The sequence below is a fragment of the Bacteroides sp. 3_1_13 genome (assembly GCF_001185845.1).
Lineage (GTDB): Bacteria > Bacteroidota > Bacteroidia > Bacteroidales > Bacteroidaceae > Bacteroides > Bacteroides xylanisolvens.
The window spans coordinates 809,228-829,892 of record NZ_KQ236956.1; the positions used below are offsets into that span (position 1 = coordinate 809,228).

Sequence of the window (20,665 nt, forward strand, 5' to 3'; positions counted from 1 at the left end):
CTTATGGATTCAAATAATCTTACACCTTTGAGGAAAGGGGTGGTGGGGGTACAATTCTTGTTTGTGGCTTTCGGAGCTACGGTACTCGTGCCGTTATTGGTAGGGCTCGATCCTTCGACAGCTCTGTTTACAGCAGGTATTGGTACGCTTATCTTTCATGCCGTTACGCGTGGAAAGGTTCCTATCTTTTTGGGGAGTAGTTTCGCATTTATTGCGCCTATCATTAAAGCGACAGAACTTTATGGGCTGCCCGGCGCTTTATCCGGCATGGTTGGAGTTGCATTAGTTTACTTTGTGATGAGTGCGCTTGTCAAATGGCAGGGAGTGCGGGTGATTGAACGGTTGTTTCCTCCTGTTGTCATAGGACCTGTCATTATTCTGATAGGTTTATCATTGGCGGGAACGGGAGTGAATATGGCAAAAGAGAACTGGGTGCTGGCTCTCCTTTCATTGGTGACTGCGGTTGTTGTTTCGATGAAAGCTAAAGGACTTTTGAAGCTGATACCTATTTTCTGTGGAATTGTAGTGGGGTATCTGGCTGCATGGATCTTCTATGGTTTGGATTTGTCCGGCGTCAGAGATGCCGCTTGGATTGGATTACCGCAGTTTGTCTTTCCTAAATTCTCATGGGAGCCGGTGTTATTTATGATTCCGGTAGCTATTGCTCCGGTGATAGAGCATATTGGTGATGTCTATGTGGTGAATACGGTTACGGGAAAAGATTTCGTGAAAGACCCGGGATTGCACCGCACCTTATTGGGTGATGGTCTGGCTTGTCTCTGTGCCGGATTGCTGGGTGGTCCTCCTGTGACTACTTATTCGGAAGTGACAGGAGCCATGTCATTAACAAAGATTACCAATCCGCAAGTGGTCCGAATAGCTGCCATCTCTGCTATCTTGTTCTCCGTTATCGGTAAAATCAGCGCATTACTAAGATCCATACCTAGTGCGGTACTGGGTGGCATTATGCTGTTGCTTTTCGGGACGATTGCCTGTGCGGGTATTGGTAATCTTGTGAATAACTGTATTGATTTGAGCCGTACAAGAAATATCGTTATCGTGTCTTTGACACTGACTGTCGGGATTGGTGGCGCTGCTTTTAGCTGGGGTGATTTTTCTTTGTCCGGTATCGGATTGGCAGCTTTGGTAGGAGTAGTTCTCAATTTGATATTGCCCAAAGAAGATTAAAAAAGGAAATCACTATAAAAGGAAGCCGGTATTCGAGAAGAAAGAATAAACGCAGGATTCCCGGTTATATATAAAAAAGATAGTGACGGTATATGATGGAAATAGTGACGGTATCATTACCGTATAGCGTCACTATCCTTATCATATACCGTCACTATCTTTTAGAAGGAAATTTGCCTGTAAAATACCCTTCTGTTCCCTTATCATTTATGATAGAAACTTCACAATATCTTCATCCACTGTACTGATACCTCCGATCCCAAATTGCTCGATCAATACGTTCTTTACATTCGGTGAAAGGAAAGCGGGAAGAGTAGGTCCTAAATGAATATGTTTCACTCCTAAAGCCAGCAATGCCAATAAAACAATGACCGCCTTTTGTTCGTACCATGCAATGTTGTATACGATAGGTAACTGATTCACATCGTCTAACCCGAAGATTTCTTTCAGTTTTAGAGCGATTACAGCCAGTGAGTAACTGTCGTTACATTGTCCCGCATCCAATACTCTTGGAATACCGTTGATATCACCTAAAGCTAATTTATTGTATCTGTACTTGGCGCAACCTGCCGTAAGAATCACTGTATCACCAGGTAACTTTTGAGCAAATTCCGTATAATATTCACGGCTCTTCATACGTCCGTCGCATCCTGCCATTACAAAGAACTTACGGATGGCTCCACTTTTCACGGCATCCACCACTTTATCTGCTAAAGCCGTCACCTGTGCATGAGCGAATCCACCGATGAGTGTTCCGTTTTCGATGGCTACGGGTGGTTGGCATTGTTTAGCATGAGCAATCAGGGCAGAAAAATCTTTCGGTTTTCCATCTTTGCGTTCGGGGATATAATGCGCGCCTTCCAGACCGCAGGCTCCTGTGATGTAAATGCGGTCTTTGTAGCTGGCATTCGCACGTGGCGGAACAATACAGTTACTTGTAAACAGGATCGGACCGTTGAAACTTTCAAATTCCTCTTTTTGTTTCCACCAGGCATTTCCGTAGTTTCCTGCCAGATGCTTATACTTCTTTAGTTGAGGATAATAGTGCGCAGGCAGCATTTCACTGTGCGTATATACATCTACCCCTGTACCTTCCGTTTGCTCCAGCAACTCTTCGAGGTCTTTTAAATCATGTCCGCTTATCAATATACCCGGATGATTACGGACACCAAGATTCACTTGTGAGATTTCCGGATTACCGTAACTGCTCGTATTTGCCTTGTCCAGCTGTGCCATTGCCGATACTCCATGTTTTCCTGTTTCCAGCGTTAATTGAACCAATTCTTCCACAGTAATATCATTGCGGGTCAATTCGGACAATGCGTGCTGCATGAAAGCAAATATCTCCGGTGACTGATAACCCAGGTTATGCGCATGCTCTACGTAGGCAGCCATTCCTTTCAGGCCATAGTGTACGAGTTCTTTTAGTGAGCGTATATCCTCGTTAGGCGTGCGAAGCACACCGACCGTTTTTGATTTTTCTTCAAATTCCTCTTCGTTTCCATCCCAAAGACATTCGTCAGGAGCATTTTCGATCTTTACCTTACCGGCAAGTTCCTTTTTCAGTTTCAGTCCTTCTTTGATTTTTTCGGTGATCGCTACTTTATCAAAATTGGCGTTAGTGATGGTGATGAACAAAGCATCATAGATAAATTTGTCTGCTTGTTCGGAAGACTGTCCCTCTTTACGCAGATGTTCGTTGTAGACAGCAATTCCACGTACTACAAAAAGCAGCAGGTCTTGCAGGTTAGCCACTTCGGAAGTTTTACCGCATACACCTTTTAAGGTACACCCCGTACCCATTGCGGTTTCTTGACATTGATAACAGAACATACTCATAACTTTTACGTTTTTAATTAGTCCAACAGTTTATTTATTAAACGCAAAAGTAGAGGAAAGGTTTCAGGTGATTCTGTAACCAATGTTACAACAATGAATATTTTATCTCAAATACTCACAATTAGATAAATGATTTTTAAATCGGAGCATTATTGGATGAGCCGGACCAGTTCTTCTTTCTGTAAGATAGTGATATGTTTACGATCCGCTATCAATAGTCCGTCTTCCTGCATGTGTGCCAGTTCGCGGGCGAGGGAAGGGCGGGACACTCCGAAGTAATCACTCAACTCCTGTTGCGAACGGTCGAGGGTGATATGTGTCTGTTGTTGCTGTTTGTACAGGCGGAGCAGGTAGGAGGCAAGTTTCTGACGAATGGTCTTGAATGACATGAAGAAAAGTTTATCTGATAAAGTCCGTGCATAATTGGCGGAGAGATTCATATAGTTTTCCAAAAACTGCTCGTTCTTGCGGAACAAACTCAAAACACTTGGTTTAGGAAGCTCGATCACCTCTGTCGGTTCATTGGCAGTTACCTCCACCGGATAGCGGTTCTGCTCACCAAACAGGAACAGGGGGGCAATCGCTTTGGGAGCAGTTATATCTTCCACCTTGATAAGACGTCCCGAATAGTCAATCATTTCCCCACGCACACTTCCTTTGGTCAGGATGACAAGACGGTTGCACACATCTCCCTGTCGCGCCAGGATTTCTCCTTTCTTATAAGAACGTGTATGAAAACTGATCTCTTCCAGATCGGCAAGAAGTCTTTCCGGAGTGATTCCACGGAATAGCGGATTATTGACTAGTGTAGGTATCATATATCAATCGTTATTTGAATTTTAAAATAAACGTTGTCTCTTTCTCTCGTAGTAACGTAAGGCTTCCTCCTGAAAGGCGCATGATTTGGCGGGAGATACTAAGTCCGATTCCGCTACCGCCTTCTTTGGTCGTAAAGAAAGGAATGAAGATATGTTCTGCTATTTCCGCTGGGATTTCGGGACCATTGTTTTTTATCTCAATCCATATTTCTTCCATGTCATTGCAGGACGCCTTCAACTCAATTCTCCCATCCGGCTGATTGCCGATTGCTTGAATTGCGTTCTTTAAAAGATTGATAACTACCTGTGAAATAAGATTCTCATCTGCATATACGATTAAGTCCGCAGGAGTAATCTCTGTGTGGAAACGGATATGCTCACATGGATGCTGATGACAGGCAAGTTCAACCATTCTTTCTATGAATGCTTTCACATAGAACAAGGAGGGTTCCGGTGTCGGTATGCGTGTGAATTGCCGGTATGATTCTACAAAGGCAAGCAACCCTTTTCCCGTCGTACTGATTGTTTGTAATCCGTGATTCATCTCTTCGTCTTTATCCGCTGATATTGAAAGAAGCGTATCGCAAAGGGAAGTGATGGGAGTCACAGAGTTCATGATCTCATGTGTCAGTACCCGTGTCAGCCGGATCCATGAATCTATTTCTTTTTCATCCAGTTCGGTATTGATATCATTCAGGGCAAGGATGCGCAGATGCTCTTTGCGTACATTGATTTCCGACACACGGATGGATAAGTTAATCGTTCCCCGTTCATTGTGAAATATGACTTGTAGTTTGTCCCCCGGGCGACAGTTCTCTATTTTCTCCATAAGCTGCGCATCCACTTGACTTAACTGGCGGATATGTGTAAACACATTCAGCCCTAAAATACGGAGTGCTTCTTTGTTCTTCTGATAAACGGCTCCATTGTCATTGAGCACTACTAATCCTGTACTGACAAAGTCGAGAATCAGTTCGTAGTATTTCTCTTGCTGGGCTGTTTCAGCTTTCACGCTATATAAGATATGTCCCACGCGGTTGAGCGCCCGGTTTATTTCTTTGCTCTCGGGAGTACCGTTTTCTTCGGTAAAATGAAATGTATTATCATTATTCTCGAGCGCATCAATCATAAAAAGCACCTGTTTGGTGTGGAGGCGATAAAGGCGGATTTGCCAAAGTATGCTAAGAACCAATAGACAAAGACTGCCCCCTAACCAACCGTATGATTGATGTATACCGAACCACACGGACGATATACAGAAAAGTGCCGTCAGCAAGACTCTGAACCAATATTGAACACCTACTTGTTGAAGCTGCACTGTCATAATCCGAACTTTTTCATCTTGTTATAAAGAGTCTGCCTGGTTATTCCCAGTTGGGCGGCTACTGCCGATAAGTTTCCTGCACAAGTGTCGAGCGCTTTCCGTATCATCTGCATTTCCATCTCTTCCAGCGTAGAAATACTTTTCTCCTGACTCTCCGTCCGTGGAATGGATAATTGGAATAATTCGGCAGGAACGAGCGGACTGTCATTGATGATAACGGCCTTTTCAATCACGTGTTCCAGTTCACGGATATTACCATACCAAAGGTGTGCTTTCAATTTATCTTTAGCGTCGGGAGTGAACTTCATCAATGTCTTGTCATATTGTTTGCAAAAGCGTACCATGAACCTTTCGGCCAATGGAATAATATCTTCTTTCCGTTCCCGCAAAGGAGGAATCTCTACATGAATGGTATTGATGCGATAGAGCAAATCTTCCCGGAATTCACCTTTCACTACCATCTCTTGCAGATTCCGGTTGGTTGCGCATATCAGTCGGATATGAATGGGAATCGGCGTGTTGCTTCCCACTCTCACAATGCTTCGTCGTTGGAGGACGGTCAGTAGCTTTGCTTGCAGGTGGTAAGGCAGGTTGCCTATTTCATCGAGAAACAGCGTACTATTATCGGCAGCCTCAAATTTGCCGGTCCGGTCGGTGTGTGCGTCGGTGAAAGAACCTTTAACGTGTCCGAAAAGCTCACTTTCAAATAAAGACTCTGTGATAGTCCCCATATCCACTGCAATCATTTCTTTGTATTTGCGGTTGGAAAGGAGATGAATCTCCCGTGCCAGCATTTCTTTCCCCGTTCCGTTTTCGCCTGTTATCAGGATATTGGCGTCGGTGATGGCTACCTTTTCAATTAATGTGCGGAGTTGTTGCATCACTTTGCTTTCTCCCCAGTACATAGGTGAGTGGGTGGTTTCTTCTTTGCTGCCCGTTTTCTTGTCGTTGTGCGTAGAAGCTGCTGCGGTTTGCAGGGTTTCCACTAGTTTTTGGTTATCCCAAGGCTTGACGATAAAGTCGGTTGCTCCTTCTTTAATCCCCCGGATAGCCAGTTCGATGTCGGCATAAGCCGTAAAAAGTACGACCGGAAGTTCTGGACGTACTTTCTTTATTTCATGCAACCAGAATAAACCCTCATTGCCGGTGTTGATGCCTGATGTGAAATTCATATCCAGCAGAATTACTTCCGGGGCTTCTTCCCTTATGACACTGGACAGGGTGACAGGAGAGGAGAGTGTGACAACCTTGGAAAAATAATTTTTCAAAAGGATTTGTAAGGCTGTCAATACTCCTTTATTATCGTCTACAATGATGATTGTTCCTGATTTACTCATTTTCGTTCAAGTTTGCAATGCGCAAACTTACGAAAAAGTAAGTTATAATTCATAATTCATAAATCATAAATTCTTTTATAACCACTGGAACTTCAATCCGAATGATAAACTAAGATAATCACGGGGACGGAGATAGCTATTGTTTACTGCACTGATAACATACAGGTCGCACGTACTTATTTCATAGAAAAAAGTCACCGACTTGGCTAAAAATCTACGTTGAGGATCAATATCGTATGTCAACCGTTGTCCCATGAAAACATGAAAACGTACTTTGCTGGAGAAACCATAGTAACCTTTCGGATAACGTTCCGGCTCATTCACCCAAAACTGGTCGCCAAACACGGTATTCACATAAAGCCCGCAGGTAAGAGGTTCCGTAGAGAAGCCCTTTCCGATATTAATGCTCCAGGGCATATAGTTCTGCTTGAGCGTCATGGTTACTTTGGCCTTCTTTGACGAATATTTCGGTATAAATCCGAGCAATATATCCGTTTCCCACTGATTATGTTTCCCGTAATCCCATCCCGTACCGAAAGAAAGTAATCCCATGTTTCCGGCATACTGTATTTTGGAGTGCGTCGGGATAATCCGTTCCCAGTGACTGCGGAAACGGTGAATCCGGTTATCGTAACGACTGTGTTTCACCTGCTTCGGTGTAACCGGCAATACAGAGTCCGCTCTGATGATCGTAAATATAGAATCTCCTGTGCGAAAAGTGATAATTGAATCATCTTTGATAATGAAACGGAGTGAATCATCCTTGTACGAGTTGATGATTGTATCTGCTTTACAAGTAGCTGAAATCAGACCGGGAAGTAACAGAAGTACGGATAATACTCCTGCGCGCAAGATATAGTTAGTATTTAACCAGTTCATATTCATATTTTTCCGGGGTTATTGTAAATACCAGATAAGTACGGAGATCCATGCAATCACTGGTAACATAATGTATTCCATCATCAAAAATCACGTCATCCTGAAAGTGATGTGTGTGGGCAGCTGTACAAAACTGTATTCCCGGGTATTGTTTGACATAATGTTGGAATACTTTTGCCACATTATCATTGAATACATCTGTGTAGGGGCGTGCGTGCATACTAATGACCGTTTTTTTGAATTCATCCTGTCTGTTCGTTAACTCTTGTTCCATAAAGGTGAAGTTTGGCACCGGTTCAGAGTAGTCATACTCCAATGCATTGGTGTTCAGGCAGACAAATTTCACATTACCTGCGATGAAAGAAAAGTTGGTGGGACCGAATACCGCCTTGTATGTTTCTGCTCCCGTCCCCAAACAATCATGGTTGCCGATAAGGACTACATAAGGCACGTTAAGTCCGTTCATGATATCCCTTTGCCAGAGAAACTCTTTGGTTAGTCCGAAGTCACTCATATCCCCTCCGTGAATAACGAAGTCGATATCATTCCGTTTATTAATCTCTTTCACGAAATCTTCCGTTTCATCGTACCATCGTTGTGAGTCGCCCATAGTCACAAAGCGTATGGTCGTTTTACCTTGGCAGTTTGCCTCTATTCTTTCGATATTATGTGCGTTGACCTCTGTTTCGCCGCTGATACGGACGTCGTATGGATGGTAATCTATCATGCCGCATCCGGAAAGTAAAAAGCACGATAAGAATACATATACACTCTTTCTCATCATAATTATTTTGTTTATAGTCTAGAAAACTAAATACAAAGATAAAGTTTTCTATTTGGATGGACAATCGGCTAACAGGCAAATAGGACTCTTTGAACAATAAATGGGAGATATGGAACAGTATCCGATTTGTCTAATAATTAGACGGTCCTGTCTAATTATTAGACAATGCTTGGGAAACTAGGAAAAGATAAATGATTGAAAATGAATAGCTATTCTTGTTTGGCATACTTTCTGCATGACTAAAAACGTCAATAGTAAAACTGGAAATAAATCTATGTAGAACAACATCATAAATAAACAAGATGATACAGATTGAAAATATTAGTAAAGTATTCCGTACTACCGAAGTGGAGACGGTCGCATTAAATCATGTAAACCTTGAAGTAAAAGAAGGAGAATTTGTTGCTATCATGGGACCGTCTGGTTGTGGGAAATCCACCTTATTAAACATCCTCGGCCTATTAGATAACCCCACTGAAGGCTCTTATCTGCTGATGGGAGAAGAAGTAGCCGGCCTGAAAGAAAAGGAGCGTACCCGTGTCCGTAAAGGTAAACTGGGCTTTGTATTCCAGAGCTTTAATCTGATAGACGAATTGAACGTCTATGAGAATGTGGAACTTCCGCTCACTTATTTAGGTCTTAAATCTTCCGAACGCCGCCGAATGGTGGAAGACATTCTAAAAAGAATGAATATCAACCACCGTGCTAAACATTTTCCTCAACAGCTTTCCGGCGGACAGCAACAACGGGTGGCGATAGCCCGCGCGGTTGTTACCAATCCTCAACTCATCCTTGCCGATGAGCCTACGGGTAACCTTGACTCAAAAAACGGAGCGGAAGTGATGAATCTGTTGACGGAACTGAATAGAGAGGGGACAACCATTATCATGGTGACCCACTCACAGCACGATGCCAGTTTTGCACATCGTACCGTACATTTATTCGATGGAAGTATTGTAGCAAGTGTAAAGGCATAAACAGAGAACCAACCATGAGACAAATCTATTATACTATACGTACCTTATTGCGTGAACGCGGATCGAATATCATACGAATCATTTCCCTTTCCTTAGGGCTTACTATCGGTGTTCTGCTTTTCTCGCAGATAGCTTTCGAACTAAGCTATGAGAAATGCTATCCGGAGGCGGAACGCCTGGCACTTGTACGTTGTCAGATGACTAATCTTAGTACAGGCGAAACCGCAGGTGATGATGGAGAGACCAGTTACGACTATACTGTTTTCGATGTGGTGGCACCTACTTTGGCAGAAGAGATGCCGAAAGAAATAGAAGTAGCCAGTAGTGTCCTTTCGATGGGAAGTGCCAATATTTATTATGAAGATAAACTGTTGCCCGATGCAGATTACATCTTTGCGGATACTTGTTTTTTTCAGACTTTCGGCATACCGGTGTTGGAAGGCAATCCCAAGGATATGATTATGCCCGGAAGCGTTTTTGTTTCGGAGCATTTTGCCCGTGAGACGTTTGGAGATGAAAGCCCTGTTGGTAAAGTGCTTTCTGTTGAAAAACAAAACACACTGACCATACGTGGGATCTACAAAGATGTACCGGAAAATACGATGCTCACCCATGATTTCGTGATATCTGTTCATCAGAATGGAGGGTATCATGCAGGAGCCGGCTGGAGAGGAAATGATGTCTTTTACGCTTTCCTTCGTTTGCGCCATGCTTCGGACATTGACAAAGTGAATGCTGACATTCAGCGGGTGATCGGGAAATATACAGATTTAGAGTATGATGGCTGGAAAATTGAATTTAGCGTCCTTCCATTGGTGAAACGTCATCTGGCTTCTCCCGATGTACAAAAGCGTTTGGTCATTTACGGATTTTTGGGTTTTGCTATCTTCTTTGTGGCTATCATGAACTATATGCTGATATCCATTGCTACTTTAAGCCGTCGTGCAAAAGGAGTGGGAGTACATAAGTGCAATGGAGCCAGTTCCACCCATATTTTCAGAATGTTTATGGCAGAGACAGGAATCCTTGTCATTCTTTCCGTATTGCTTAGTTTCTTACTGATAATCAATGCGCGTGATTTGATTGAAGATTTACTTTCCGTCCGTCTTTCCTCACTTTTCACTTGGGAAACGTTGTGGGTACCGTTGCTCACTATCCTTGTTCTCTTCATACTGGCAGGTGGCATACCGGGACGATTATTCTCCCGTATCCCTGTCACGCAGGTATTCCGCCGGTATACAGATGGGAAGAAAGGGTGGAAGCGTTCGTTGTTGTTTGTGCAGTTTACAGGAGTTTCTTTCGTTTTGGGCTTGTTGCTGGTCACTCTGTTGCAGTACAGTCATCTGATGAGCCGTGATATGGGTATCGTCGTGCCCGGATTAGCTCAAGCGCAGACATGGTTGCCTAAAGAATCGGTGGAGCATATCAAAGACGATTTGAACCGCCAACCGATGGTAGAAGGAGTGACCGTTGCCGTGAATGGGGTGTTGGGCGAGTACTGGACACGCGGACTGATGGGAAATGACGGTAAGCGGATTGCTACCCTTAATTTTAACTCCTGTCATTACAACTATCCTGAAGTTATGGGTATTAAGATTATAGAAGGCACTACGCTGAAAAAGCAGAACGACTTATTGGTAAACGAAGAACTGGTGCGTCTGATGAAATGGACTGACGGAGCAGTAGGTAAAACTTTGAATGACATTCAAGGAACAATTGTAGGTGTATTCCGTGATATTCGCAATAAAAGTTTTTACGTGTCGCAATCTCCTATTGTCCTGATTGGAGATGAAAATGCCAACCACGCATTTGATGTCCGCTTGAAAGAACCATATAACGAGAATCTGAAACGTCTGAATGAGTTTGTAGAAAACACCTATCCGAATATATCCTTGCGTTTTATTCTGGTGGATTATATGGTGAAGGACATCTATAAAGACGTATACCGCTTCCGCAATTCCGTCTGGATCACTTCCGCCTTTATCCTGCTGATCGTTATCATGGGATTGATTGGCTATGTGAACGATGAAACCCAGCGCCGGAGTAAAGAGATAGCTATCCGGAAAGTGAATGGAGCCGAAGCATCTCATATCCTCGGATTACTGACACGTGACATTTTATACGTTTCAGTGATTTCTATCCTAGTAGGCACTACCGTTTCTTATTTTGCAGGACAGGCATGGCTCGACCAATTTGCCGAGCAGATTGATTTGAATCCATTGCTTTTTGCTGCTACGGCCTTGTTCGTCCAATTACTGATTGTAATCTGTGTTGTTCTGAAAGCATGGCATATCGCGAACGAGAATCCGGTCAATAGCATTAAAGCAGAATAAGCCGAATAGAATAAATGGCAGAATAGGGTAGACACCGCCTTATTCTGCTACTACCGGATGCTGTTTGGAAACCTTCTTGATATAAATCATCAGACTGATAACGGCCGTAATAAACGCCAGCGCATCCGATACCGGCATACTGATCCAGATACCTTCCAATCCCCACCAGTTAGGGAACAGTAATAAGCAAGGCAAAAGATAAAGCAACTGACGCGTCAGCGAAAGGAAAATACTGACTTTTGCCTTGCCGATACTTTGGAAAAAGTTACCGATTACAATTTGTGCCCCTACAAACGGGAACATCAACACAGTCAGCCGGATACCGCCTACCGCCAAATCAATCAACTCATCGCTATCGGTGAAGAGAGCCGATACGGCATGAGGGAAAAACTCACAAATCACGAACCCGCTGCTCGTAATCACTACCCCGGAGATAATCCCCAGTCGCAGCGTTTGTTTCACCCGGTCTATCTTTTGTGCGCCGAAGTTGTAGCCCACGATTGGCTGCATTCCCATAGTCAGCCCCAAAACAATCATTACATAAAGCGTCAGCAACCGATTGATGATGCCATACGCGCCGATAGCCATATCGCCCCCATAGTTTTGCAGACTGTTATTGATGATAATCACGATGGCACACGCACACACATTCATCAGGAATGGAGACATACCGATGGCGAAGATACTTTCTACAATCCTCGGTTTCATTTTCCAGATATTCCCTTCAAAATGCACCGTACTGTCTTTCTTGGTGAAGTGGCTCACCACCCACACCATACCAATCAACTGCGAGATAACCGTTGCCGTAGCCGCACCCCTCATTCCCCATTCGAAGTGGAAGATAAAGATAGGAGCGAGGATGATGTTAGCCACCACCGTTACCATTGAAGTAAGCATAGCCTTTTTGGGGTATCCGGTAGCGCGCATCACGTTGTTCAGCCCGATCATTGTGTAAGTGATGGGAGTTCCCAGCAAAATCACCTGCATAAAGCTGCGTGCATATGGAAGGGTGTCGGCGCTGGCTCCGAAAAAAGTCAGTATATCATCCAGGAAGATAAAAGACAGAATACCGAAGAAAAGAGAATTTGTGATACAAAGCATCAGCGTATGTGACAAAATTTCCGTAGCTCCTTTCATATCCTTCTGTCCCAAACGGATAGAGGCGAGGGTAGACCCACCAGCCGAAACCAGTGTACAGAAAGCGACAACAAGATTCATCAGCGGGAAGCTGATAGCCAGTCCGGCAATAGCCATCGGTCCTACGCCATGTCCGATGAAGATACTATCAATGATGTTATAGATAGAAGTAATCGTCATTCCGATAATCGCAGGAATGGAATATTGTAACAGCAATTTGCCGATACGTTCTTTGCCTAAAATGTGCGGGTCGTTCTTGCTCATGCGCCAGTAGATTTTGTTGGATAAAAACGTATGTTACGTTTTTTTTAGCTTTGCAAAGGTACGAATTATTTGCCTGATTCGATGATTATTCGGAACTTTGCGGCGATAGATACACAAGGTTTAACGTTTTAGGTAAAAAGACAGTTTAATATGAATACAACGAAAACAATTGCAGCACTCTTCGACTTTGACGGTGTCATCATGGATACAGAAACGCAGTACACTGTTTTTTGGGACGAGCAAGGACGGAAATATCTGAATGAAGAAGATTTCGGACGCCGTATCAAGGGACAGACGCTATTACAAATCTATGAAAAGTATTTTGCGGACAAACCCGAAGCACAGCTCGAAATAAGCGCTGAACTCAATGTTTACGAGAAAAAGATGTCCTACGAATACATCCCCGGAGTAGAAGCTTTCATAACCGATCTTCGTCGGAACGGTGCAAAGATAGCCGTAGTCACCAGCTCCAACGAAGAGAAGATGGCCAACGTCTACAATGCCCATCCCGAATTTAAAGGAATGGTAGACCGCATCCTGACAGGAGAAATGTTTGCCCGTTCAAAACCCGCTCCCGACTGTTTCCTGCTGGGAATGGAAATCTTTGAAGCCACCCCCGAAAACTCCTACGTCTTTGAGGATTCTTTCCACGGCCTACAAGCCGGCATGACTTCCGGGGCAACCGTGATCGGACTTGCCACCACCAACTCACGCGAAGCCATCACCGGAAAAGCCCATTATATAATAGACGACTTCACCGGCATGACATACGAAAAAATGATCTCTTTCCATAAATAACGGCATTATTTTTAAATAGTTACCTCACTTATATTAATAAATGAAATAAGAAAAACAACCGAGATAAATAAAAATAGTGAGACCCACCCATCCTTTCAAATGCCTTCCAACTATCCAAGCGAAGCATTTGAAAGGATTTTTTGCTTTTCTTTCCCAGTTATGAATTAAATGTTATAACTTTGCCGCAATTTTTGAAAGCGTCCAAATGCGCAGACATCAATGACATAAATCATAATTCATAAATCATAAATTAAAAAGACATGGCTGGTTATATATCAGATGACACAAGAAAGGTGACTACTCATCGCTTGGTTGAAATGAAACAGAGAGGCGAAAAAATATCTATGCTGACTGCGTATGATTACACAATGGCACAGATTGTAGACGGTGCGGGAATGGACGTAATCCTGGTAGGCGACTCCGCTTCTAACGTAATGGCAGGTAACGTGACTACATTACCTATCACGCTCGACCAAATGATTTATCATGCCAAATCCGTAGTACGTGGTGTAAAGCGGGCGATGGTGGTAGTTGATATGCCTTTCGGATCTTACCAGGGCAATGAGATGGAGGGCCTTGCTTCCGCTATCCGCATCATGAAAGAAAGTCACGCTGACGCATTGAAGCTCGAAGGCGGTGAAGAAATCATCGACACGGTGAAACGTATCGTATGCGCCGGTATCCCTGTGATGGGACATTTGGGACTCATGCCTCAATCCATTAACAAATACGGAACCTATACCGTACGTGCCAAAGACGAAGCCGAAGCCGACAAACTGATTCGCGACGCCCATTTATTGGAAGAAGCAGGCTGTTTTGCCATTGTACTCGAAAAAATCCCCGCTACCCTTGCAGAGCGTGTAGCTTCCGAACTCACTATTCCTATCATCGGAATCGGTGCCGGCGGCCACGTAGACGGTCAGGTATTGGTTATTCAGGACATGCTTGGCATGAACAACGGATTCCGTCCGCGTTTCTTACGTCGTTATGCTGACTTGTACACAGTGATGACCGACGCCATCAGCCGTTACGTTTCCGACGTGAAGAATTGCTACTTCCCCAACGAGAAGGAACAATATTAAGATAGTATATGGCAGTTAAATTGTGGACAGTTCATTTTATGCGGATATGTGTAGCTAATTTGCTGTTGTTTATATCCTTGTATGTGTTATTTCCGGTACTTTCCGTAGAGATGGCCGACCGTCTCGGAGTGCCGGCCGCACAGACAGGAGTAATCTTTCTTTTTTTCACCTTGGGGATGTTCCTTATCGGTCCTTTCCATGCCTACCTGGTAGATGCCTACAAACGTAAATACGTATGTATGTTTGCCGCTGCCCTGATGGTAGTGGCGACGATTGGGTACGCCTTTGTGACGAACTTCACAGAACTAATCCTGTTGAGTACCGTGCAAGGACTGGCCTTTGGCATAGGCACTACTGCCGGTATCACCTTGGCTATCGACATCACCAACTCCACACTGCGGAGCGCGGGAAATGTCAGCTTCTCGTGGACGGCACGTCTGGGAATGCTTTTGGGGATTATCCTCGGAGTGTGGCTCTATCAAAGCCACTCATTCCAAAACCTGCTCACTGTATCTGTCATAACCGGAGCTGTAGGAATTCTCATGCTATCGGGGGTATATGTACCTTTCCGTGCGCCGATTGTCACTAAACTCTATTCCTTCGACCGCTTCTTATTGCTTCGTGGATGGGTTCCCGCTATCAACCTGATTCTGATAACATTTGTTCCGGGCTTACTGATTCCAATGGTACACCCTTTCTTAAACGATTTCGTACTCGGAAACGTGGGAATCCCCGTACCGTTCTTTGTCGGCACAACCCTCGGATACATTATCTCCCTGTTCATCGCGCGCCTGTTCTTTTTTAAAGAGAAGACACTGCGCTTGGTCATTATAGGAATCGGGTTGGAAATGGTAGCCATGTCCTTATTGAACACAGACCTTTCGATAGGCATCTCTTCCGTACTCTTGGGATTGGGTTTAGGTTTAACCATGCCGGAATTCCTGATGATATTTGTGAAACTATCCCATCATTGCCAACGCGGAACAGCCAACACTACCCATTTGTTGGCAAGCGAAGTTGGTATCTCCCTGGGTATCGCTACTGCGTGCTACATGGAATTGGATACAGACAAGATGCTCCATACCGGACAGATGGTAGCTTCTATCGCTTTGCTGTTCTTCGTATTGGTCACTTATCCTTATTATATAAAGAAGAAGGTAAGATAAAATAGACAGAAGAACAAAAGAACATATTTCAGGAGTGATGATTGTTTTTTGATTTTCATCATACGTATCCAAAAATATGTTCTTTTGTTCTTCTGTCTTAACTTTAATTCCTGCTCACCTGTTTTACTCCCTTCACCGTCCGTAATTTCTTGATAAGAGCCTCCAAACGCCCCGTATCACCCACCATTACCGTCAGTGTGCCAGAGAATAACCCATCGTTCGAATCAATACCGATAGAACGTAGCGTGATACCATTCTCTTTCGAGATGATCGAAGTAATATTTGTTACGATACCAATATCATCATGTCCTACAACGCGCAGCGTGATCGGATATTGCGTACCTTCCGACTTGCCCGCCCAGCGAGCCTTCACAATCCGGTAGCCGAAACGTTCGCGCATCTGGTTCGCGTTCGGACAATCCGACCGGTGTATCTTGATACCGCCGCTCACCGTTACGAACCCGAACACATCATCGCCATAAATCGGGTTACAACATTTAGCCAGTTTAAACTCCAGTCCTTTCAGATTCTGGTCAATCACCAGTACATCCTCTTTAGATGTCGTTTCCTCCTGCGCGGTTTGCAAATTATACCCTTCGGCACTCCGATAAACAATTTCATCGTGCGTATCGCTGTCCCGTTTTTGCTGCTCAATGTATTTATCCAGAATCTCGTTCACATCCAGTCCGCCATCGGCAATCCGTTGATAAAACTCCGTCACGTTCTTGAATCCCAAACGCTTGATGAGGCGCATCATGGTCGCTTCATCATACTCCAGTTTGCGGTTCTTGAATTTTCGTTCCAGCGTCTCTTTGGCAAACGCATGTTGGCGTGCCACCATCTCTTTGAGCGCCTGGCGTATCTTGGTGCGTGCTTTGGAAGTCGTCACGATGTTCAGCCAGTCCTGTTTCGGAGTCTGGGTGTTTGAAGTCATGATCTCCACCTGGTCGCCGCTGTTCAACTTCTGCTTCAACTGCACATTCTTGCCGTTCACTTTCGCGCCGATACACTTGCATCCCAACTTACTATGTATATGGAAAGCAAAATCAAGCACCGTAGCCCCTTTAGCCAGCTTGAACAAATCCCCTTTGGGCGTAAAGACAAACACTTCATCCTCGTAGAGATCCATCTTAAACTGATCCATCACCTTCATCGAGTCGTTGTCCGCGTTTTCCAACGCCTCCCGCACGGAAGTCAACCACTCGTCCAAGCCCGTTTCTCCTTTGATACCTTTATATCTCCAGTGCGCAGCCAGTCCGCGTTCCGCGATCTCGTCCATCCGTCGGGTACGTATCTGCACTTCCACCCATTTCCCTTCCGGGCCCATCACGGTGATGTGCAACGACTCGTAACCATTACTCTTCGGTATTGAAAGCCAGTCGCGCAGACGCTTCGGGTTCGGCTGGTACATATCCGTCACAATCGAATACACCTGCCAGCACTCCTGCTTCTCCTTCGCCGGGTCCGGTTCCGAATCCAGTATGATACGGATGGCGAACAAGTCATAAATCCCCTCAAAAGGAGTCTTTTGCTTCTGAATCTTGTTCCATATCGAATGAATCGACTTCGTGCGTCCCTTGATGTCGAACTTCAGTCCCGCTTCCGCCACCTTCTTTTGGATCGGTTCGATAAAAGCGGCGATATACTTGTCGCGGGAAGCCTTTGTTTCGTTCAGCTTATCCTTGATGAAATAATATGTCTCTTTCTGCGTATATTTGAGAGACAAATCCTCCAGTTCCGATTTCAGCTTATACAATCCCAGCTTGTGAGCCAGCGGAGCATACAGATATGCTGCTTCGTTTGCTACCTTGATCCGGTCCTCCTCGTTGCCTGTATCCTTTATTTTGCGCATCACGTTCACGCGGTCGGCAATCATAATCAGGATTACGCGCATATCCTCCGCAAACGACAGCAGCAGATTACGGAAATTCTCCGACTCGATGGCAGGGCTTTTGGCATACAGCTCGTTCGTCTTCACCAATCCCTTGATGATACTTGCCACGTCTTCACCATATTCGGCGTTCACCTCGTCGATAGACAATACATGGCCTTTCACGATTTCGTGCAACATGATCCCGATCAGGCACGAACCTTTCATACCGATTTCCTCGGCAACGATCACTGCTGTTTGTAAATCTCTGATGACGGGATTCATCCCGAAGTTATTGCGTTGCAGACCGTTACATTGGGCCGCCTTGATAAGATGTTTCTTTAACTTTTGGCAATCTCTCCAGAAAATACTGTCTCCGGCAGACTGTAATAAATGTCGATAGAGTGAAAAAAGCTCCTTTTTTTCCTCCAATGTAAAAAAGTCGTCCATATTCAATCTTGTTAATTCGATGTAAAAGTAGTTTTTTTTCCGGTTATTCGGCAAGAAGTAAATAACATTTTGTATTTTTGGGCATCAATTAATAAAATTAGATATTATGATAACGACACAGGACAAAGAGTTGCTTGCCAAGAAAGGCATCACGGAAGAGCAAATTGCAGAACAATTAGCATGCTTCCAGACGGGATTTCCCTTTTTAAAACTGGATGCGGCAGCTTCCATCGAAAAGGGCATATTAGCTCCCGACGCAGAAGAACAGAAGGCTTATCTGGCCGCCTGGGATGCATATACAAACACAGATAAGACTGTTGTGAAGTTCGTGCCTGCCTCCGGTGCTGCAAGTCGTATGTTTAAGAATCTATTCGAGTTTCTGTCCGCCGATTATGACCAGCCGACTACCAAGTTCGAGCAGGCCTTCTTTGACGGAATCAAGAATTTTGCTTTCTATGACGATCTGAATGTGGCCTGTCAGCGAATCTCCGGAAAAGACATTCCCGGACTGATGGAAGAAGGCAACTATAAAGCAGTGGTGTCCGCCCTGCTGGAGACTGCAGGACTGAACTATGGCGCACTACCGAAAGGTCTGCTCAAATTCCATAAATATCCCGAAGGCTCCCGCACTCCGATGGAGGAACATCTTGCCGAAGGCGCTCTGTATGCAGCCGGCAAGAGCGGCAAAGTGAACGTACACTTCACCGTGTCTACCGAACACCGCGAACTTTTCAAGAAGCTCGTGACGGAAAAAGTGGACGACTTCGCCAAACGTTACGGCGTAGACTATTACATCACCTTCTCCGAGCAGAAGCCAAGTACCGACACCATTGCTGCCGATATGGACAACCAACCGTTCCGCGACAACGGCAAACTGCTGTTCCGTCCCGGTGGTCATGGCGCGCTGATTGAGAACCTGAACGACTTGGACGCAGACATCATCTTCATCAAGAACATCGACAACGTAGTGCCCGACCGTTTGAAAGCCGACACCGTTACGTATAAGAAACTGATTGCCGGAGTGCTCGTGACCCTGCAAAAACAAGTATTCGAATACCTCACGCTGCTCGACAGCGGCAAGTATACGCACGACCAGATGATGGAAATGCTTCAATTCCTGCAAAAGAAACTCTTCTGCAAGAACCCGGAAACGAAAGACCTCGAAGACTCCGTACTGGCCATTTACCTCAAAAACAAGTTCAACCGCCCGATGCGTGTCTGCGGAATGGTGAAGAACGTAGGCGAACCCGGCGGCGGTCCGTTCCTTGCTTACAACAGCGACGGAACTATCTCCCTGCAAATTCTCGAAAGCTCGCAGATCGACATGGACGATCCGGAGAAGAAAGAAATGTTCGAGAAGGGTACGCACTTCAATCCGGTAGACCTCGTATGCGCTGTGCGTGATTATAAAGGACATAAATTCGACCTGGTGAAATATGTAGATAAAGCCACCGGCTTCATCTCCTACAAATCGAAGAACGGTAAAGACCTGAAAGCCCTCGAACTTCCCGGCTTGTGGAATGGTGCGATGAGCGACTGGAATACCGTCTTTGTAGAAGTTCCTCTTTCTACCTTTAACCCGGTGAAGACAGTGAATGACTTGTTGCGTGAGCAACATCAGTAATTTATTCACCACAGAGGACACAAAGGACACAGAGTTTTTTCGGTAAGGTAAGACCGGAAGCAATGGAATCAATTGCATTAATCCGGTGAAAAAGTTCTATAAAAACTCTATAAAATCTCTGTGTCCTCTGTGCCCTCTGTGGTGAAACTTAAAAAAGAGTGTTTAGAATGAATCAGATAGAGAAGATCATCGATATTGCTACTTGGAACAGAAGAGAACATTACGAACATTTCAGTGCTTTTGACGATCCTTTTTTTGGAGTGACGGTCAATGTAGATTGTACGCGCGCGTATCAGGAAGCCAAAGACAAAGGCGTTTCCTTTTCCCTGCTCGTCCTTCACCGCATCGTGACTGCTGCGGCTGCCGTGGAAGAGTTCCGCTACCGCATCGAAGGCGATCGAGTGGTGTGTTATGACAGTCTTCTGCCCGAAGCCACTGTGGGGCGTGCCGACCACACCTTTTCTTTTGCCGCTTTTGAATACGATCCGGACGAACTCGTCTTTATCCGTCGGGCAAAAGCCGAGATGGAACGCCTGCAAGCCACTACGGGACTCAACAAAGGAGGTACGTTTCATCCCAACGCCATTCATTATTCGGCCGTGCCGTGGCTCTCTTTCACCGATATGAAGCATCCCACCAATATGCGTTCGGGCGACAGCGTTCCCAAAATCTCCACCGGTAAATACTTCCGCGAAGGAGAAAGGCTGATGATGCCCGTTTCCGTCACTTGCCATCATGGATTGATGGATGGCTATCATGTAGCGCAGTTTATCGAGAAGCTCCATTTATAAACTT

The 20,665-nt window shown here is 44.9% G+C and carries 16 protein-coding genes; 8 read left to right on the top strand and 8 right to left on the bottom strand.

What is annotated here, in order from left to right; translation table 11 throughout:
* Window positions 1-3: 3 nt before the first annotated feature.
* Entirely contained in the window at window positions 4-1,188 is a 1,185-nt protein-coding gene (locus HMPREF9009_RS15775; RefSeq protein WP_004316975.1) for a uracil-xanthine permease family protein, read from the top strand.
* Window positions 1,189-1,395: 207 nt separating this feature from the next.
* Here HMPREF9009_RS15775 and hcp read toward each other — a convergent pair whose 3' ends face one another.
* The 6 genes from hcp to HMPREF9009_RS15805 all read right to left on the bottom strand — a co-directional run bounded on the left by hcp (window position 1,396) and on the right by HMPREF9009_RS15805 (window position 8,169).
* Window positions 1,396-3,027 (bottom strand): hydroxylamine reductase, encoded by a 1,632-nt coding sequence (gene hcp, locus HMPREF9009_RS15780; protein WP_004316974.1) that lies wholly within the window; start codon window positions 3,025-3,027, stop codon window positions 1,396-1,398.
* A gap of 149 nt (window positions 3,028-3,176) precedes the next feature.
* Entirely contained in the window at window positions 3,177-3,845 is a 669-nt protein-coding gene (locus HMPREF9009_RS15785; protein ID WP_008022634.1) for a Crp/Fnr family transcriptional regulator, read from the bottom strand.
* A gap of 10 nt (window positions 3,846-3,855) precedes the next feature.
* The gene (locus HMPREF9009_RS15790) at window positions 3,856-5,169 is read right to left on the bottom strand and encodes a sensor histidine kinase (RefSeq protein WP_049702675.1); all 1,314 of its coding nucleotides are present in this window, start codon (window positions 5,167-5,169) and stop codon (window positions 3,856-3,858) included.
* Complete coding sequence (locus HMPREF9009_RS15795) at window positions 5,166-6,506, bottom strand: sigma-54-dependent transcriptional regulator (protein ID WP_049702676.1); 1,341 nt, start codon at window positions 6,504-6,506, stop codon at window positions 5,166-5,168. Before HMPREF9009_RS15795 ends, HMPREF9009_RS15790 begins: the two co-directional genes overlap by 4 nt.
* A 75-nt stretch (window positions 6,507-6,581) precedes the next feature.
* A complete protein-coding gene (locus HMPREF9009_RS15800) occupies window positions 6,582-7,385 on the bottom strand; it encodes a hypothetical protein (protein WP_008017978.1) in 804 nt (267 codons plus the stop codon).
* Window positions 7,366-8,169: a metallophosphoesterase family protein gene (locus HMPREF9009_RS15805; RefSeq protein WP_008022631.1), complete on the bottom strand. Its 804-nt coding sequence runs from the start codon at window positions 8,167-8,169 to the stop codon at window positions 7,366-7,368. The genes HMPREF9009_RS15800 and HMPREF9009_RS15805 overlap by 20 nt, the downstream gene beginning before the upstream one ends.
* Before the next feature lie 302 nt (window positions 8,170-8,471).
* On the opposite strand from HMPREF9009_RS15805, the gene HMPREF9009_RS15810 reads away from it, so the two are divergent.
* Window positions 8,472-9,146: an ABC transporter ATP-binding protein gene (locus HMPREF9009_RS15810; protein ID WP_004316968.1), complete on the top strand. Its 675-nt coding sequence runs from the start codon at window positions 8,472-8,474 to the stop codon at window positions 9,144-9,146.
* A 14-nt stretch (window positions 9,147-9,160) separates the two neighbouring features.
* Entirely contained in the window at window positions 9,161-11,479 is a 2,319-nt protein-coding gene (locus tag HMPREF9009_RS15815; RefSeq protein WP_008022630.1) for an ABC transporter permease, read from the top strand.
* Between the two features lie 39 nt (window positions 11,480-11,518).
* Here the strand turns inward: HMPREF9009_RS15815 and HMPREF9009_RS15820 are convergent, their stop codons facing one another.
* Complete coding sequence (locus HMPREF9009_RS15820) at window positions 11,519-12,880, bottom strand: MATE family efflux transporter (RefSeq protein WP_049702677.1); 1,362 nt, start codon at window positions 12,878-12,880, stop codon at window positions 11,519-11,521.
* Window positions 12,881-13,030: 150 nt separating this feature from the next.
* Here HMPREF9009_RS15820 and HMPREF9009_RS15825 point away from each other — a divergent pair, with 150 nt between their 5' ends.
* The 3 genes from HMPREF9009_RS15825 (at window position 13,031) to HMPREF9009_RS15835 (ending at window position 15,926) form a co-directional block, all read left to right on the top strand.
* Window positions 13,031-13,678: an HAD family hydrolase gene (locus tag HMPREF9009_RS15825; protein ID WP_008639975.1), complete on the top strand. Its 648-nt coding sequence runs from the start codon at window positions 13,031-13,033 to the stop codon at window positions 13,676-13,678.
* A 260-nt stretch (window positions 13,679-13,938) separates the two neighbouring features.
* Window positions 13,939-14,760: a 3-methyl-2-oxobutanoate hydroxymethyltransferase gene (panB, locus tag HMPREF9009_RS15830; protein WP_004316964.1), complete on the top strand. Its 822-nt coding sequence runs from the start codon at window positions 13,939-13,941 to the stop codon at window positions 14,758-14,760.
* 8 nt (window positions 14,761-14,768) lie between these two features.
* Complete coding sequence (locus HMPREF9009_RS15835) at window positions 14,769-15,926, top strand: MFS transporter (protein WP_004316963.1); 1,158 nt, start codon at window positions 14,769-14,771, stop codon at window positions 15,924-15,926.
* A gap of 103 nt (window positions 15,927-16,029) precedes the next feature.
* On the opposite strand, the gene HMPREF9009_RS15840 is transcribed toward HMPREF9009_RS15835, so the two are convergent.
* Window positions 16,030-18,246 carry a RelA/SpoT family protein gene (locus HMPREF9009_RS15840; protein WP_004316962.1) on the bottom strand — a complete coding sequence of 739 codons (2,217 nt, stop codon included), beginning with the start codon at window positions 18,244-18,246 and terminating at the stop codon, window positions 16,030-16,032.
* 106 nt (window positions 18,247-18,352) lie between these two features.
* On the opposite strand from HMPREF9009_RS15840, the gene HMPREF9009_RS15845 reads away from it, so the two are divergent.
* Complete coding sequence (locus tag HMPREF9009_RS15845) at window positions 18,353-19,870, top strand: DUF4301 family protein (protein ID WP_015531024.1); 1,518 nt, start codon at window positions 18,353-18,355, stop codon at window positions 19,868-19,870.
* Window positions 19,871-20,037: 167 nt separating this feature from the next.
* Entirely contained in the window at window positions 20,038-20,661 is a 624-nt protein-coding gene (locus HMPREF9009_RS15850; protein WP_049702678.1) for a chloramphenicol acetyltransferase, read from the top strand.
* Window positions 20,662-20,665 lie beyond the last annotated feature (4 nt).

Coding starts and splice junctions, on each gene's coding strand:
- HMPREF9009_RS15775 (WP_004316975.1), top strand. CDS start 4: ATGGATTCAAATAATCTTACACCTTTGAGGAAAGGGGTGGTGGGGGTA.
- hcp (WP_004316974.1), bottom strand. CDS start 3,027: ATGAGTATGTTCTGTTATCAATGTCAAGAAACCGCAATGGGTACGGGG.
- HMPREF9009_RS15785 (WP_008022634.1), bottom strand. CDS start 3,845: ATGATACCTACACTAGTCAATAATCCGCTATTCCGTGGAATCACTCCG.
- HMPREF9009_RS15790 (WP_049702675.1), bottom strand. CDS start 5,169: ATGACAGTGCAGCTTCAACAAGTAGGTGTTCAATATTGGTTCAGAGTC.
- HMPREF9009_RS15795 (WP_049702676.1), bottom strand. CDS start 6,506: ATGAGTAAATCAGGAACAATCATCATTGTAGACGATAATAAAGGAGTA.
- HMPREF9009_RS15800 (WP_008017978.1), bottom strand. CDS start 7,385: ATGAACTGGTTAAATACTAACTATATCTTGCGCGCAGGAGTATTATCC.
- HMPREF9009_RS15805 (WP_008022631.1), bottom strand. CDS start 8,169: ATGATGAGAAAGAGTGTATATGTATTCTTATCGTGCTTTTTACTTTCC.
- HMPREF9009_RS15810 (WP_004316968.1), top strand. CDS start 8,472: ATGATACAGATTGAAAATATTAGTAAAGTATTCCGTACTACCGAAGTG.
- HMPREF9009_RS15815 (WP_008022630.1), top strand. CDS start 9,161: ATGAGACAAATCTATTATACTATACGTACCTTATTGCGTGAACGCGGA.
- HMPREF9009_RS15820 (WP_049702677.1), bottom strand. CDS start 12,880: ATGAGCAAGAACGACCCGCACATTTTAGGCAAAGAACGTATCGGCAAA.
- HMPREF9009_RS15825 (WP_008639975.1), top strand. CDS start 13,031: ATGAATACAACGAAAACAATTGCAGCACTCTTCGACTTTGACGGTGTC.
- panB (WP_004316964.1), top strand. CDS start 13,939: ATGGCTGGTTATATATCAGATGACACAAGAAAGGTGACTACTCATCGC.
- HMPREF9009_RS15835 (WP_004316963.1), top strand. CDS start 14,769: ATGGCAGTTAAATTGTGGACAGTTCATTTTATGCGGATATGTGTAGCT.
- HMPREF9009_RS15840 (WP_004316962.1), bottom strand. CDS start 18,246: ATGGACGACTTTTTTACATTGGAGGAAAAAAAGGAGCTTTTTTCACTC.
- HMPREF9009_RS15845 (WP_015531024.1), top strand. CDS start 18,353: ATGATAACGACACAGGACAAAGAGTTGCTTGCCAAGAAAGGCATCACG.
- HMPREF9009_RS15850 (WP_049702678.1), top strand. CDS start 20,038: ATGAATCAGATAGAGAAGATCATCGATATTGCTACTTGGAACAGAAGA.